Genomic DNA, 16,087 nt, shown 5'->3' on the forward strand with positions numbered 1-16,087 from the left:
TGGCTCGAATCGTTGCCGGTGATAGCCGTAGAGCCAGAAGCTCTGTCTGAGTATCGCCTGCGTGTTGCGGTGCGCGATCATCAATTGGGAACTGCCGAAGTTGCAATCCCCTTGCTGGAACGCCTTGGTCACCGGGAGGCAGCCCGTCGTTTACAGGCGTATTTCGATGTCTTCCGGGAGAATTATCTGGCAGGGCGCTCGAATAAATTCCCTGCTAATGAGAAGAGCGATTCAGCGCCTTCTTCAGAAAACTGACAATCCCGACGCCTGCGGGTACAATCGGCTTTTTTAAATCAGCCACAAGAAGCAATTCCTATGGGCCGCGCGTATCAGAACCGTAAAGAATCAATGGCCAAAACGGCCGCTGCAAAAACCAAAGTCTACTCCAAGTATGGCCGTGAGATTTATGTAACGGCAAAAGCCGGTGGTACAGACCCTTCAGGTAACCTGGCTCTGCGTTCATTGATTGACCGCGCGAAGAAGGATCAGGTGCCAAGCCACGTGATCGAGAAAGCACTGGATAAAGCCAGTGGTGGAACCGGAGAAGACTTCCAGCCGGCTCTTTATGAGGGTATTGCTCCGGGCGGCGCCATGGTACTGATCAGCGCTCTGACCGATAACGCGAATCGTACCTTCGGTGAGATCCGTGGTGTGTTCTCGAAGTGCAAAGCCAAGCTGGGCACACAGGGCTCTGTGTCGCACATGTTCGACCATCGTGCCATGTTCGTTTTTGCTGGTGACGACGAAGAAGCGGCACTCGAAGCTCTGATGATGGCCGATGTCGATGTGTCTGACATCGAGTGCGAAGATGGCATGATCACTGTTCTTGTTCCACCGACAGAGTTCTTCAAAACCAAAACCGCTCTGCAGGAGATGAATCCGGATATCGACTTCGAAGTTGAAGAGATTACTTATCTGCCAACCATGGAACATCCGATTGCAGGGGATGACGTTGAGCAGTTTGAGCGTTTCGCCGGACTGATCAACGACCTTGAAGATGTTCAGGAAATCTACCACAACGGTTCGTTCGAATAAGCCGTATGTTGGACAGATGATTGGCTAGTTAGTAGGTTAGAAACGGGAGCTTCGGCTCCCGTTTTTTGTGGGTGTCCATAGCCACCGATTCCTGTGAGGGAGTTGTCACTAAGCTGAAATAATTCTCGGTCATCCTGCGTCACTGATAAATATGTGACTCTGGGGAAGACGATGAAAACATCTCTGACAGCGCCCGCATTGAAGATCATTGTGCCTGCGATTCTCGCAGCGACTCTGGCAGCGTGCGGCGGCGACGATAGTAACAACAGTAATAACAACGCAAATACGGATACCAATACCGACACGAACACAGATGCAGGTAGCGAAACCAATAACAGCCCTAAGCTGGCGGATCTTGGAATCGAGTGTGAAACCGTTACGACGGCAACCGATACCTCCGTGGCGGGCACTCTTGAGCTGTCAGTGGTTGATACCTATGTGTCTGGCAATGAGTTCGATACGGCGTCTGCTGAGATCGTTTCGTACGACAAGTGCTCCGACAAACTGTATGTCGTGAACGCAGAAGACGCGACCGTTGACGTCCTCTCTCTGGCGCAGACCACAAGCGCGCCAAGTAAGCACGGCACGATCAACCTTTCTGCTGCAGCCACTGCGGCGGGGATAGAAATTGGCGCGGCTAACAGTGTGTCGGCGAAACAGGGTCTGGTAGCCGTGGCCATCGAAGCGGCGACTAAGCAGGACGCTGGCCTGATTGCTCTGTACCGCTCAGATACTCTGGAATTGATTGGCACTTATATGGCAGGTGCTCTGCCAGATATGGTGACCCTCTCTGAGGATGCACGCTATATCCTGACCGCTAACGAAGGTGAGCCGAGCGGCGATTACACCAATGACCCTGAGGGTTCTGTCACTATCGTTGACCTGCAGAACGGTTTTGGCCCGGATGACGCCGTTGTCTCTCAGGTCAGCTTTGCGGACTTTAACGTGGGCGGCAGCCGTGCCGATGAAGTCCCTGCGGACGTCCGTCTGCCCGGGCCTGCGGGCACCACAGTTGCACAGGATCTGGAGCCTGAGTATCTGGCATTAAACGCCGATGCTTCTGTTGCCTGGGTTGCTATGCAGGAAAACAACGCGGTCGCGATTATTGATGTGGCTGACGCTCGTGTTGAAGGAATGAAGGGGCTGGGTAAAAAGTCCTGGAATTCAGAATCGGGCAATGAGCTGGACGCATCTAACAAAGACGACGGCACGGGTGAGTTCGCCAGCTACGAACAGTTGGTAGGCCTCTATATGCCAGACACCATCGTTAGCGTAGAGATCGACGGCGCGACCTACATCCTTACCGCTAACGAAGGCGACGGTCGTGAGTACATCTACGAGACGACTCAGCAGGCCTGTGATGCTGCTGGTCATGAGTGGGATGGCGATGACTTCGCACCGGGTGGTGAAGATGAAGACGCTGATGCCTACGCCAACGAAGAAGACGATTGCATCTCGTGGATTGATGAAGCCCGTGGTGGTGATATCGAAGAGCTGGTTGCAGACGCACATCCTCTTAAGGCGGCACTGGATGACAATGACCAACTGAAGCGTATCAAAGTAACGACTGATCAGGCGGAATACGCAGCCGGTGATGACATCGTGACCTTCGGTGCCCGTTCATTCTCGATCTGGGACGCAGCAGGCGACCTCGTTTATGACAGTGGTGATGTGATTGCCAAGGAAGTATACGATGCAGATCCAGATGACTTTAACTCGACGAATGACGAGAACGGCTCAGGCGACGACCGCTCTGATGACAAAGGTACTGAACCAGAAGCCATTGAAGTCGCTGAGATCGGTGACCGCTTCTTTGCGTTCGTTGGTCTGGAGCGTCAGGGTGGCGTGATGGTGTTCGACATTACTGACCCAACTGAACCTGTGTATCAGAGCTATCTGAACAACCGCGACTTTGATGCACCTGTCTGCACTGTGGTTGATGGTACAGAGTGCGACAACGACACATACAGTGTTGATGCGGGGGATCTTGGCCCTGAGTCTATTGAGTACTTTACTCGTGAAGGAAAGCACTTCATTGCAGTCGGTAATGAAGTCAGCGGTACGACGACCGTTTACTCAATCGCTTTTCAGGATATCCGATAAACGTTAGCGAATAAGAAGCCCGGCTGTCGGATGGCAGTCGGGCTTTTTATTTTAGGGTATCCGGATTATCTGGTTGCTATGCGAAATTGAAAGGTGGGCGACAAGCAAAACTCACAACGGATTAACTGGTTGATAGGCCCTACATAACCACACTTGAAGCACCGTGAGGTGTCGGGATGGGCGAACAGGAGTCAGCAGAGGCCATATTAGGCTCTCTAACCAAGAGCTGAAGGGCTGAACCTGTCACGAGTGGATAGTTGACCACTCTCTGATGTGTACGAGCAGAAGCCTCCCCGGAGGGCTCTCGATAACTGTATGGCGGGCCGGAAGCCCAAAGACTGTCGAAGCGCTCAGAGCACACAGGCGAGCGAATTCAGCGGAACGAAGCTCAGCCCGATAATGGGGGACAGGAACCGCCGTGGTACGGATCCGTTTGCCCGGTGGTGTGAGAGGACGGGGGAGGCGACTCCCCCTCCTACTCGATTCTGCCCCGCCCTGAATAGAGTTCATCTGAAGTTTCTGTGTACATAGCTATCTGGCAATAATCAATTCCTGAAAAAGGGGCGCACCGACGCGCACGTGGAGTCGTCTGGCAGTCTGTCGGGATTAGGTTGTTAGGTCTCTCATAGCCAGAAAACCCCGGTTGGAAACCGGGGCTATGACAGAGAGGGAATGCAAAGGCGAACTCGCCGCCGATCAGTTGGCCTTGGGTTGTTGATCAGAAATTAACGCTGATCCCCAGTGAAGCGGTGCGCGGCAGGTTAGCCATGGCGCCATCGGGCAAACGTGCAACAATTTGCCGTTCATCGAACAGGTTGTCCACTTTCAGGAAGACATCGGCACTGGCGGTCAGCGCGTAACGGCTGATGAAGTCGACCAGGAACAGGGACTCGGTCTCGTCCAGTTTCGTGGCGGTGTTGTTGCATCCTGCGCTGGCACACATCTCATCGACGTAGGTGGCCACAAGGTAGTTGTCCCAGCCACTCGGGTGTTCCATGCCTGTCCGGAAGCTCATCTGGTTTTCAGGTACGTCCTTGAGCTGATCGCCTTTTTTCAGGCCCGAAGCGGCATTGTCCTTGCTGATTTCCGCCTGGGTAAAGGTGTAGGTAAGGCTGACCGGAAGGTAGAACTCGCCTGCCCGGGTGCCGGTCTGGAGCTGGAACTCAACACCGGAAATTTCAGCCTCGCCGGTTACAAAACTGCCAGAGGTGGCGCCATTGCTGCACGGCGAGCCCACGGAACAGTTTTCGGCCTTGTTGGAGAAGTCGCTGTAGAAGCCGATCATTTCCGCGAAGAACGCATTGCCAAAGTACCGGAGGCCGGCCTCCCAGTTCTTGCTGGTTTCCGGATCTTCGTTTGCCCTGGCACCACCTCCGAGAGGGGAGAAACCCCGGTGCACGCCACCCAGAACCTGCCAGCTTTGGGACAGGTCATAGGTAAAGGAAGCGCCGGGCAGGAGTTCAGCACTGTCATTGGCGCGGGTGCTGTCGACGGTCGTGCGGCCGGGATCCGCGTATTGGGTGCGGCTGGTCTGTACATCCTCGTAGCGCAGAGCGAGGTTGATATTGAGCTTGTCCGTCGCCTGCCACTTGTCGAGTGCCCAGAAGCTCAGGGCTTCGCCGGTCTCAAAGCGATTATCGCTGCCCGTGGGGGCGACAGTGTTCTGGAACACCAGAGAGCCGTTGACCTGGTCATAAACATCGACCGGCTGGAAACGATCCATTTCATCTTCGTGGTAGCGGGCGCCGAAATCAAACTGGTGGCTGCCCATGTCGACATCAAAGTTTACCTGCACGCCCTCGGACAGGTAGTCCCTGGCGTTGTTTTTGTAATCCAGGCCGCTGGCGTCAACTGTGCCGTCCAGAATACCCTGGGCATTGGCGTCGCCGCCGTTTGCCGAGTCGATGATGCTTCCGCCGCCGCTGAGCTTGAACCAGTTCCGCTTGAAGTCGTTGCGATAGAGGGTGGCCGTGCTGCTTACGGTATTACTCCAGTCGAACTGATGGGTCAGGGTGATACCGGAGTGGGTATTGTTCATCTGGTCGATGCTGGACAACCCGTAACGCCGGTTCGGATCCTGGCTGAAGTCCGCATCGGTCAGGCCGAGGTAACTGGAGTTGGAGGTTTCCTCGGAGTATTGCAGCTTGGCGGTCACGCTCTGGCGCTCTCCCTGCCAGCGCAGCTTGCCGACATAGTCTTCGATATCAAAGCCGGTATCGCGGTTACTGCGGTCAATCTCCTTGAAGCCTTTCGCGGAGCGCTGGACGGTCTCAAGCAGGTAGCCCCAGTCGCCGACCGTGTCACCATAGGTTACATGAACGTCGGTGGAGCCGCGGTCGTTGGTGACTGTCTCAACATAGCCCTGCCGCTGATCGGGAATGGGTGTGGAAATCAGGTTGATGACACCACCGGTGGTTTGCGGGCCATAGCGCAGCAGCGGGGCACCCTTGAGTACTTCCAGCGAGGACATGCGCTTCAGTGTCGGAAAATAATAGGCGGCCGGATTGGAGTAGGGCGCCGGTGCGATCAGAATGCCATCTTCCATCAGGGTAATATTACTGCTGCGCTCGGCCGTGGCGCCGCGGATGCCGATATTGGGGCGCAGGCCCAGGCCTTCTTCTTCCCGCACATAGACGCCCGGGACGGTTTTCAGCACCTGGTTGATGTCGGTCTCAACCTCGGTTTTCAACTGCGCCTCACCAACGACGTAGCCTGACCCTGGCAAGGTCTGGGCTGCGGACGCATCGCCAATGATTTCCATGGGTTCAAGCATCTGGGGCTGATCATCGCCGACTGCCCAACTGGCGCCCGGGGCAAGGCTGACAGCCACGGCCAGTGATAAGCGGGAAGGTTTAAACATGTGGTTAATCTCCATTACCATTTGTTTTTCGAAATGTAAGTGACAATCATTAATATTACGTTCGGGCGAAACTTTATGGCTTTGTAACTATTAAGTCAATTGCTAATCGGCTCACGACGTCTCAGACCGCGAGCGTCTCATCATGGAAACCTGGACAGGGGCCTTCCCCCAGCTCCTGGCAGCCTATGAGCACAAGGAGCGGTTCTACCACATCTGGGGCTGTGCCACCCGGCGGGATGCTGAGAAGGCGTTGGCTGCCTGGGTTGACGGCATCCCGCAGGGGCAGAAGGAGGTCTGGAAGGATCTCGTTAGCGCCGTCAGTGGCTGGCGTGAGGAGGTGCTGACCTACTTCGAGACCGACATCCCAATCACCAACGCCTTCACGGAGTCGATCAACCGGCTGGCCAAGGACAAGAACCGCGATGGCCGGGGCTATTCATTCGAGGTGATGCGGGCCCGGATGCTCTACACCACCAAGCACAAGAAGAAGACGCCACAGACCAAGGAATCTCCGTTCCTGGGCAAGGCCACCATGACCTACAGCATGGGTCTCCCCGAGGCCGAGAAGAACTACGGCGTCGATCTATCAACCTTCTGGGAGGATTAAGGTTTTGGTGGATCAGAGGGGATCATCAACCACTTAATCCGGATACCCTTATTTTACTGCTTGCTGTAAACAGGCTTAGCGGCGACGTTCATTCCGTAACGATTGCATCACCCGCGCAGTCTGGGGGCGTACCCCGCGCCAGACATAGAATGCCTCAGCGGCTTGCTCGACCAGCATGCCCAGACCATCGATGGTGCGAAGAGCACCGTGATCTTCAGCCCACTGGTTAAACACGGTCGTATTGCTTCCATACATCATGTCGTAGGTCGTTGTATTCTGATGGATGACCGATACAGGTATCGGCGGCATTTCGCCAGCCAGACTGGCAGATGTGCCGTTGATAATCAGATCAAAACTGCCGTCGATATCGGTAAAGCCACAGGCTGAAACACGACCGAGGTCGGCAAAATCTTTTGCCAGCGTCTGCGCTTTTGATTCGGTACGGTTGGCAATGACGACCCCTGCGGGCTGTTGCTCCAGAAGTGGTTGCAGTACTCCCCGAACAGCACCTCCGGCGCCGAGGATAAGGATGCGTTTTCCCTCCAGAACCACCGAGTGGTTAATCATCAGATCTCTGACCAGACCAGCACCGTCGGTATTGTCGGCGAGCAACGTACCATCAGGCATCTTCTTTAACGTATTAACCGCCTCTGCGCGTTTAGCACGGGCGGTTAATTCATTTGCTAAGCGGTAGGCATTCTCTTTGAAGGGAACCGTCACGTTTAATCCGCTGCCACCGTGTTCAATAAAGCGTCTGACTTCACCCTCGAAGTCATCCAATGGTGCCAGCAGCGTTTTGTAAAATAAGTCCTCACCGGTCTGCTCAGCAAAGGCATTCTGAATATCAGGTGACTTGCTGTGCGAGATCGGATTGCCGACTACCGCATAGAGGTCGGTCATTGCGTCTCCTTACTGCTGCCGGTACTACACCCAGTCCCGGTGAGGCAGAAAATCTTTGTAAAGGCGTTCTTCGGGGCTACCTGGTTCAGGGTTCCAGTCGTAATCCCAATGCGCGACAGGGGGCATCGACATCAGGATGCTCTCCGTGCGCCCGCCGGTTTGCAGGCCAAAAATAGTGCCGCGGTCAAACACCAGGTTGAATTCGACGTAACGGCCTCGTCGGTAGCATTGAAACTTACGCTCCCGTTCGCCCCAGGACATGTCTTTGCGACGCTCTATGATGGGGACCACCGCATCAATATAGCCATTGCCGACCGCCTGCATAAAGGCGAAACTGCGCTCAAAGTCGACTTTGCCATCCCAGCTGTTCAGGTCATCGAAGAAGAGGCCACCAACGCCACGGGTTTCATTCCGATGTTTCAGGAAGAAATACTCGTCGCACCATTTTTTGTATTTCGGGTAAATATCTTCTCCGAATGGGACGCACAGGTCTTTAGACACCTGGTGCCAATGCACCACATCTTCTTCAAATGGGTAATAAGGCGTGAGGTCGAAGCCTCCGCCAAACCACCAGACAGGCTCTTCACCTTCTTTCTCGGCGACGAAGAAACGTACGTTAGCGTGCGAGGTCGGGATGTACGGGTTCTCTGGGTGGATCACCAGAGAGACCCCCATCGCCTGAAAACTACGACCTTCAAGTTCAGGGCGGTTAGCCGTGGCTGATGCTGGCAGTTTGGCGCCGCGAACATGCGAGAAATTTACACCGCCTTTTTCGATGGTGCCGCCGGTGATCACTCGTGTACGACCGCCGCCAGTGAGCGCCATCGGGTTGTTACCTTCCTCTTCGCGGTCCCAGGCGTCTTCGACAAAGGTGGCTTTTCCGTCTGCCGCTTCGAGCGCGGCACAGATTCTGTCCTGCAGGTCGAGCAGGAAAGATTTTACTGCCTGAATATCACATGAAGTGTTGGCCATTGGGTCTCCTGAGTTGCTCAGCGCAAGCGCTGGCCGTCGAGTGTTCGGATTTCAGAGGGTTGGCGTCGTCCGCCCAGCGCACCGGGTAGCAGGCAATTGATACCTGACGGGAAGTACTGCCTGACGCGCAACAGTGTTCGGGCGGGTTCTTTACCTGCCGGATTCGCTGAGGTAGACACCAAAGGGCCCACTTCATTGCAGAGTGCGCGCACCATCGGATGATCGCTGATCCGGATAGCGAGACTGCTGTGTTTGCCACGCAACCAGACAGGTACCGAATCATGGCAGGGCAGAACCCAGGTCACCGGGCCGGGCCAGGTGGCCATGACGGTGTTTCTATCGTCGTCGGACAATGGCTTGATCCAGTCCTGAAACTGCTCCAGCGATGAGCCTACCAGTACGAGGCCTTTATGCTCAGGGCGTGATTTCAGATCAAGGATTCTATGCACTGCCTGCTTATCGGTCGGGTCGCAACCGAGGCCCCAGACAGCTTCCGTCGGATAGGCAATAACGCCACCAGAGCGGATACAACGCAGGGCCTGATGTAAATGCCAGGGATTCACAGAAGGGTTCCGGTAACTTTGATTGAAAAGATTGCGGAACCCTACCTCAAGCCCGGCGTGGCGGCAAGGAGGCGACCTTGAGGTAAGGCATGGTGAATAAGGTAACCTGTTATTTTGGCAGCTTAGACAGTAAAGCTACGGCCTGCTCTGGGGAGAATCCATCCGATGCTGGAGCAAAGCCCATACTGTGTACAGCGAGGCTCAGTTAAGCGCGAGGGTTAGTAGTCTACCTGGTTTCTACTTAGCTTGTTTCTATTTGGTCAGATGAGCCGGTTCCAGGCGGATGAATAACTCGCCTTCGTTTTTCTGCAAAAAACCATCGTAGCAGGCATGTTGCAGTTCCTGCTCCTCATCAGGGAGCCAATGGCGATTGTCGAACTCGATAATCTGATCAATCGAGTCGAGTTCAATACCGTAGGTTCTGCCTGCTGCCCGCAATATCACCACCACGGGCTTAAGCATTTCTTCGAGGCGTGCGGTTGCCTGATCAAATAATCGTAATAACACCTTCAGGGTGGAGTGCTTCTCGTCATTCAGAATGCGGTTGGCCTCTTCGGCTTTATCTTCTTCATGCGCCATTTTCAGCAGCCGGGTCGCCAGAGAATGGATGCGCTTATGTGGCTCATCGAACTGAGCCATGATTTTGCGTAATTCTTCGTCATGCGCTTTGTACTTGTCGTACCAGAGACCAAAAGCGCAAAGATGAGGGTCAGCTGCTTTTTTGAATTCTTCGCCATGATTGATGCTGTGTTCGAGCGCTGTAATCCAGTCAATGTGGTCCTGGCGGCGTTGCTTCAGCATTGAGATTAGCTGTTCACATTCTTCGAGTTGCGAGGTTGAGCCGATCAGACGGCTGAAATTAAACAGAGGTATCTGTGTCCCTTCGTAGGTGAACATACGACGAATGCCAGATTTGCCGCCGGGCACATCATGCGGGTCGATTGCATCCAGTGTGGTGATGTACTGAATCGAATCCACGGGTAGAGCGTACTTTGCCCGTGGCAGATGGAAGGTAAGATAGCTTCCTGCCACATCTGACTGTGTGGCAACGGCGGTCTGGTTCATCGGTATCTCCTCCTCATTCGATAAAGTGTAGATCAGGCCGGACGCTTTACCATTCGCGGTATAAGGATTTCACCGTACCCGGCAGTATCCGCCCGGTGCCTGTAACAGCCAGCCTTCAAGTTCCAGCATCAGAAGTTCTCCGAGCAACTCAGATATTGGGCGTGAGCTGCGAAGAGCAATCACGTCGACCGGCGTCGGATTAAAATCAATGTGATTGAGCAGTTCAGGAGCCTCGGCGCTGGGCGTGGCCAGGTCATTGGTGCTTTGGGTGTGCGAAGGGTTTTCAGCTGTATCAGTAAAGCCTGTGAGCGAAGGTTGCTGAGGTATCTGCTCGGGTAGCTGCTGAAATGACATGCCGGTTGAAAGCGTGGCCTCAAGGATTTGCTGCGCGTTTTCGACAAGTAGCGCGCCTTCGCGAATCAGTTGGTGCGGCCCCCGGCTGAGTGGGTTGCCGAGTGCTCCCGGTACTGCCAACACATCTCTGCCCTGATCGGCGGCCATTCGGGCAGTAATCATGGTGCCGCTTTTGATCCCGGCCTCGACCACAAGGGTCGCGCTACTCAGACCACTGATGATGCGATTACGGGATGGAAAGTGGCGCGCCTGAGCTTTGGTGCCGGGGCTGAATTCACTCAGCAACAGGCCATGCTCCACGATACTAGCCGCCAGGCTACGATGTTTTGCCGGATAAATAATATCGGGCCCGGTTCCCATCACGGCAATGGTTGCTCCTGTCGATACCGCACCGCGATGCGCTGCGCCATCAATACCAAGCGCCAGTCCACTGACCACAGCCATTCCGGCAGAGGCAAGTTCAGCCGCGGTATCTATCGTCCATTCGAGGGCGCTTGCAGATGCCCCTCGACTGCCAACCATTGCAATCGCGGGTTGCTGCAGTGCGCTCAGATTGCCTCGATACCAGAGAAAAATGGGCGCATCGCGGAGTATATTCAGGGATTCGGGGTAGCCTGCGGTACCTGCCAGCAATACGCCTTGATTCGGGTGCTGGCACCAGTCTTCCAATATTTCAAAGCCGCGGCTGAGTGCGGCGTCATTGTGCCAGCGGTCTGCCTGTTCGGGCTTCAGGCCAAGCTGGATAAGGTCCCGAGGGCTGCATTGTGACAGGGCTTCCGGATTCGTCAGGCGACTGCGTATTTCGTTTAGGGCGATATTGCCCACGCCAGAAATACTGCGTAAACGCCACCAGGCGAGCAGTGTACTTCGGTCAGGATGAGGAGCGGCAGAGTCGCCGTTGGAGCTATCGGGTGCGTATGTGAGTCCATCCATGGACATGCGGCCTCCGTGGCCTGCCAGACTCACCTCGTCAAAGCGTGAGTCTGTGATTGGTCATTCAGAAATTGTCAGATTTTCGGTGACTCAAAGTAATCGCCTACTTTCAGCGGACGCTGAGCGCGCATGATCAGCGCATAGGACATTTTTTCGTACACACGGAAAACCATCATGCTACCGGCATCCTCTGCTGGCAGACGAATCTTCTCTTTCTCAACCGGGTCGTAGACTACTTCGCCCGCTTTCTTGATCAGCATGACATGCCCGACGTCCATGCCGTCGCGCTCACCGCGGTTAAGAGCAACAACATCGAACTGTCCGACGTGAGATACACCATTGGTCACTGCCAGAATCTCACCAGCAATACGCTGACCCGGAGCCTTAGGAATAAAACGGGATTTCAGTTCGCGGTCTTCTGTTTCGAGCAGACGGTCGCGGGTCGAAACCTGCTGGTTAGTTTTCTCCAGCATCAGGGTGATGACATCGCCCTCAACGGTTTCAACTGAAGCCTTACCGATATCGGTGGCTTCCATACCCAGTACTTCGTCAGTGACTGGATCAACAAAGACGTCGCCTTTACGGAAAATGCCGTAAGCAGAAGCCAGCTGGCCGTCCACTTTGCCACGTGCGTACACCTTGGTTCCGGCGCCCATCAGAACGCGACCGTCGGCACCGCTGACAATATAAGGGGCTTTCGCGAGCTCTTCTGGTTCAACGATGCGGTGATCACGCAGGAAACCCTGAATCGCATCCATCGGGATGGCGGCAATGGCGGCTTCGATAGGTTGAACACGTGCCGAAGGAGACATTTTCACGTCGCCCGGGCGTAGTTTAACGGTGCGGGATGCTTGTCCGCGCTCCATTACAGTTAGTTTTTTCTGGCCATCTACGTCAATCAGGCCGATCATGTCGCCAGGGTAGATAAGGTGAGGGTTGTTGATCTGGTCGTTCTGGTACCAGATTTCAGGCCATTCCCAAGCGTTGCCAGTGAAGCGTTCTGCGATATCCCAGAGGGTGTCACCCTTTTGTACCGTATAGCGCTCAGGGGCGTCAGCTCTGAGTTCCAGTGCGCTTGCACCGGCTGAAAGGCACATCAAACCTGCAACGAGGAGTCGTTTGATGGTTTTGCTCATCCTTTATTCCCTTTATTATTAGCGTTCAGGGTGACGTTGAATTGGCTGCCACGCGGCCATATTAGCAAGTCACTACCATAAAATTCCATAAGTAACGCATTTCTCATGGCCATACTAGATATTCTGGAATTCCCGGACCCACGTCTGCGAACCGTTGCACAACCTGTTAAAGAGGTCGACGCACGAGTGCAGAAAATCGTCGACGACATGTTTGAAACCATGTACGACGCACCCGGCATCGGCCTGGCAGCCACCCAGGTGAACATTCATGAACGCATCATCACGATTGATGTGTCCGAAGACAAAAGCGAGCCACTGGTGTTTATCAACCCGGAAATTACCGTGCTTGATGGCGAGCTGGAGTCGATGCAGGAAGGCTGCCTCTCGGTACCTGGCTTCTATGAAGACGTGACCCGGGTTGAGCATTGCCTGGTGAAAGCCCTCGACCGCAAGGGTGACGCGTTTGAGCTTGAATGTCGCGGCCTGCTGGCGGTATGCATTCAGCACGAAGTCGATCACCTCGAAGGTAAGCTGATGGTCGATTACATCTCTCCGATGAAGCGTAATCGCATCAAAAGTAAGCTGGATAAGAAACACAAAATCGAAGCCCGTCAGGGGAAGCGTTAATACATGGCTTTACGCATTGTTTTTGCCGGTACGCCGGATTTCGCCGCCGTTCACCTCTCTGCGCTGGTTAACAGCGAGCATCAGGTAGTGGGTGTTTACAGTCAGCCAGACCGTCCGGCGGGGCGTGGAAAAAAGCTTCAGCCCAGCCCGGTAAAACAGATTGCGCTTGAGCATGATATCCCTGTGTATCAGCCGCTTAACTTCAAAGACGAAGCCGATGTCGATACGCTCCGTTCACTCAATGCGGACGTTATGGTGGTGGTGGCTTACGGCCTTCTGTTGCCGAAGAGTGTGCTGGATGCGCCGAAGTTTGGCTGTCTTAACGTTCATGCATCGCTGTTGCCACGCTGGCGTGGTGCCGCACCGATTCAGCGCTGTATCGAAGCCGGAGATATGGTCACAGGCATCACTATCATGCAGATGGATGTCGGTCTGGATACTGGCGACATGCTGAGTAAGGTCACGACCGGAATTAATCTCGATGATACCGGCGGCTCACTGCACGACCGCCTGGCTGAGATGGGGCCGGGAGCACTGCTGAAGACGCTGACGGATGTTGAAGCAGGCACCCTGACGCCGGAGCAACAGAACGACGCCGCTGCCTGCTATGCCCATAAACTGAGTAAGCAGGAAGCACTGATTCAGTGGGATGCATCTGCAGACGAGCTGGCCCGCCGGGTTCGCGCGTTTAATCCTTTCCCTATGGCTTATACCCTTCTAGGTGATGAGCGTATCCGGATTCATGCCGCTGTCGCGCTGGAGAAAGCCACGCAACTGGCCCCGGGAACGATTGCACATGTTTCTGCCGACGGGATCGAAGTTGCCTGCAAAGAAGGTGTGCTGAAACTCACCAAGCTACAGCTTGCCGGTAAAAAGCCCATGGCTGTGGCCGACATCATCAACGGCCAGCCGAATCTTTTTCAGCCGTTTTACGTACTTTCTTCTGAGCTCTGATCATGCAGAATCTATACGGGCGCGGTAAAGCCAGTGCCATAACACCGCGTCATGCGGCGACACTTGCTGTGGCTGCGGTCATGTCAGGGCAGTCTCTCAATCAGGCGATTCCTTCGCTCGAAGATCGCATCGAAGACAGCGAACGGGGTTTCTTTCGCGACCTGACGTTAGGCAGCTGTCGCTGGTACTTTCGGCTCAATGCGCTGACTAAGATGCTGTTGAAGAACCCTTTTCCCGAGGAAGATCAGGACCTTCACGCTCTGATGATCGTCGGGCTTTATCAGCTGGTGATTCAAGGCAAAGCGCCTCATGCAGCAGTACATGCCACAGTCGATGTCTGCGAAGAGATGGGCAAGGGCTACGCAAAGCCGGTCATCAACGCCTGCCTGCGCCGTTATGGCCGGGAGTATGAGAGCTTACTGCCACTGCTGGAAGACAACCCTGTAACGGCAACCAGTCACCCGAAATGGCTGGTCAAAATGCTGACCAAAGCCTGGCCTGAACAATGGCCGCAGATCCTCGATGCTAACAATGAGCGCGGCCCGCTATGCCTTCGTGTGAATCAGCGTCACGTCAGCCGGGATGAGTATCTACGGCGTTTACAGGAAGCCGGTATTGAGGCCACCGCAGGTGAACACAGCCGCTCAGCGATTTACCTTGAGGCATCGTGCGATGTCACTACGCTGCCGGGGTTTGCCGATGGTGATGTCAGCGTACAGGACGAAGCTGCGCAGCTGGCAGCACAGATACTGGCGCCAGCAGATGGTGAGTGCGTACTCGATGCCTGTGCTGCTCCGGGTGGTAAAAGCGCTCACCTGCTTGAGTCTGCAGACATACGCCTGATGGCGGTGGATACCGATGAAGCCCGACTTGAGCGTGTGCACGAAAACCTTGAACGTCTGCGACTGAGTGCGGATATCGCCTGCGTCGATATGTGCTCGGACGAACCCTGGTGGGAAGATTACTGCGGCGATGAGCCGGGTTTCGATGCCATTCTTCTGGATGTACCATGTTCAGCAACGGGCGTGATCCGCCGCCATCCGGATATCCGCATGCTGCGCCGCCGCGAAGACATTGCGCAGTTGGTTGAAGTGCAGGCCGATATTTTAGAGCGCGCCTGGCAGATGCTGAAGCCGGGCGGACGCTTGCTATACGCTACCTGCTCGGTGCTGCCTCAGGAAAATAGTGAGCAGATTGTACGTTTTGTTGATGTGCATCCGGATGCAACGCTCGTTACACTGGACAATGACTGGGGAATCGCCTGCATTGCCGGGCGGCAGTTATTTCCGACGCCTCGTGGACACGACGGCTTCTACTACGCGCTCTTGCACAAAACTGCAGACAATAACTGCTGAAGGCAGACGGGACTCTGAGCTGATATGAAGATTATTATCCTTGGCGCCGGACAGGTCGGGGGAACACTGGCAGAAAACCTCTCCAGTGAGAAAAACGATATCACCATTATCGACACAGACACCGATCGCCTGCGCGAACTGCAGGACCGTATCGATGTTAAAACCGTTTATGGTCATGGTTCGTTTCCGCACGTGCTGCGCGACGCCGGGGCCGATGATGCTGACATGCTGGTGGCGGTCACGAATTCTGACGAGACCAATATGGTCGCGTGTCAGGTGGCGTATACGCTGTTCAGAACCCCCACCAAGATTTCCCGTATTCGCTCCAACGCTTACCTTAAGCAGACCGACCTCTTCAATGTTGATGCCTTCCCGATTGATGTACTGATTTCGCCAGAGCAGGTAGTGACAAAGTACATACGCCGCCTGCTGGAGTTTCCGGGGGCACTGCAGGTACTCGACTTTGCCGACGGTAAAGTTCAGCTGGTCGCTGTTAGGGCCTATTACGGTGGCCCTCTGGTCGGTCAGGCGATCTCAACACTCAAAGATCACCTACCTAATGTGGAAACACGTGTAGCTGCGGTGTTCCGTCGCAATACCGCCATTGAGCCCAAGGGTGATAC

Annotated in this window: 14 protein-coding genes and 1 pseudogene; 8 read left to right on the forward strand and 7 right to left on the reverse strand. The window is 54.8% G+C overall.

The window, feature by feature from the left end; translation table 11 throughout:
* The 3 genes from B2067_RS09895 to B2067_RS09905 all read left to right on the forward strand — a co-directional run.
* The coding region (locus tag B2067_RS09895; protein ID WP_349676805.1) for a DTW domain-containing protein at positions 1 to 255 on the forward strand (255 nt) is incomplete at its 5' end.
* Positions 256 to 315: 60 nt separating this feature from the next.
* Positions 316 to 1,035 carry a YebC/PmpR family DNA-binding transcriptional regulator gene (locus B2067_RS09900; protein WP_068434842.1) on the forward strand — a complete coding sequence of 240 codons (720 nt, stop codon included), beginning with the start codon at positions 316 to 318 and terminating at the stop codon, positions 1,033 to 1,035.
* A gap of 171 nt (positions 1,036 to 1,206) precedes the next feature.
* Positions 1,207 to 3,138, forward strand: a complete 1,932-nt coding sequence (locus tag B2067_RS09905) for a choice-of-anchor I family protein (protein WP_301388312.1) — start codon at positions 1,207 to 1,209, stop codon at positions 3,136 to 3,138.
* Positions 3,139 to 3,856: 718 nt separating this feature from the next.
* On the opposite strand, the gene B2067_RS09910 is transcribed toward B2067_RS09905, so the two are convergent.
* Positions 3,857 to 5,998 carry a TonB-dependent receptor family protein gene (locus B2067_RS09910; RefSeq protein WP_301388313.1) on the reverse strand — a complete coding sequence of 714 codons (2,142 nt, stop codon included), beginning with the start codon at positions 5,996 to 5,998 and terminating at the stop codon, positions 3,857 to 3,859.
* 109 nt (positions 5,999 to 6,107) lie between these two features.
* Here B2067_RS09910 and B2067_RS09915 point away from each other — a divergent pair.
* Positions 6,108 to 6,605, forward strand: a pseudogene (locus B2067_RS09915) (ISL3 family transposase); the annotation flags it as partial.
* Between the two features lie 75 nt (positions 6,606 to 6,680).
* Here the strand turns inward: B2067_RS09915 and aroE are convergent.
* The 6 genes from aroE to B2067_RS09945 all read right to left on the reverse strand — a co-directional run bounded on the left by aroE (position 6,681) and on the right by B2067_RS09945 (position 12,528).
* Positions 6,681 to 7,505 (reverse strand): shikimate dehydrogenase, encoded by an 825-nt coding sequence (aroE, locus tag B2067_RS09920; protein ID WP_068435095.1) that lies wholly within the window; start codon positions 7,503 to 7,505, stop codon positions 6,681 to 6,683.
* 24 nt (positions 7,506 to 7,529) lie between these two features.
* A complete protein-coding gene (gene hemF, locus B2067_RS09925) occupies positions 7,530 to 8,477 on the reverse strand; it encodes an oxygen-dependent coproporphyrinogen oxidase (RefSeq protein ID WP_301388314.1) in 948 nt (315 codons plus the stop codon).
* 17 nt (positions 8,478 to 8,494) lie between these two features.
* On the reverse strand, positions 8,495 to 9,040 hold the full coding sequence (locus B2067_RS09930; protein ID WP_068435091.1) for an L-threonylcarbamoyladenylate synthase: 546 nt from the start codon (positions 9,038 to 9,040) through the stop codon (positions 8,495 to 8,497).
* Between the two features lie 252 nt (positions 9,041 to 9,292).
* Complete coding sequence (locus tag B2067_RS09935; protein WP_301388316.1) at positions 9,293 to 10,105, reverse strand: chemotaxis protein CheW; 813 nt, start codon at positions 10,103 to 10,105, stop codon at positions 9,293 to 9,295.
* A gap of 69 nt (positions 10,106 to 10,174) precedes the next feature.
* On the reverse strand, positions 10,175 to 11,398 hold the full coding sequence (gene dprA, locus B2067_RS09940) for a DNA-processing protein DprA (RefSeq protein ID WP_301388317.1): 1,224 nt from the start codon (positions 11,396 to 11,398) through the stop codon (positions 10,175 to 10,177).
* Positions 11,399 to 11,466: 68 nt separating this feature from the next.
* Positions 11,467 to 12,528 (reverse strand): LysM peptidoglycan-binding domain-containing protein, encoded by a 1,062-nt coding sequence (locus B2067_RS09945; RefSeq protein ID WP_297533322.1) that lies wholly within the window; start codon positions 12,526 to 12,528, stop codon positions 11,467 to 11,469.
* Between the two features lie 105 nt (positions 12,529 to 12,633).
* Here B2067_RS09945 and def point away from each other — a divergent pair, with 105 nt between their 5' ends.
* From def to trkA, 4 genes are all read left to right on the forward strand, one after another.
* Positions 12,634 to 13,155, forward strand: a complete 522-nt coding sequence (def, locus tag B2067_RS09950; RefSeq protein ID WP_301377867.1) for a peptide deformylase — start codon at positions 12,634 to 12,636, stop codon at positions 13,153 to 13,155.
* Positions 13,156 to 13,158: 3 nt separating this feature from the next.
* Positions 13,159 to 14,109 (forward strand): methionyl-tRNA formyltransferase, encoded by a 951-nt coding sequence (fmt, locus tag B2067_RS09955; RefSeq protein WP_301377868.1) that lies wholly within the window; start codon positions 13,159 to 13,161, stop codon positions 14,107 to 14,109.
* Between the two features lie 2 nt (positions 14,110 to 14,111).
* The gene (gene rsmB, locus B2067_RS09960; protein ID WP_297533323.1) at positions 14,112 to 15,464 is read left to right on the forward strand and encodes a 16S rRNA (cytosine(967)-C(5))-methyltransferase RsmB; all 1,353 of its coding nucleotides are present in this window, start codon (positions 14,112 to 14,114) and stop codon (positions 15,462 to 15,464) included.
* 24 nt (positions 15,465 to 15,488) lie between these two features.
* Positions 15,489 to 16,087 (forward strand): Trk system potassium transporter TrkA (gene trkA, locus B2067_RS09965; RefSeq protein ID WP_301388318.1); only part of this gene is annotated, 599 nt, incomplete at its 3' end.

It is taken from the genome of Thalassolituus sp. UBA2590, assembly GCF_002339775.1.
Taxonomy (GTDB): domain Bacteria; phylum Pseudomonadota; class Gammaproteobacteria; order Pseudomonadales; family Oceanobacteraceae; genus Thalassolituus.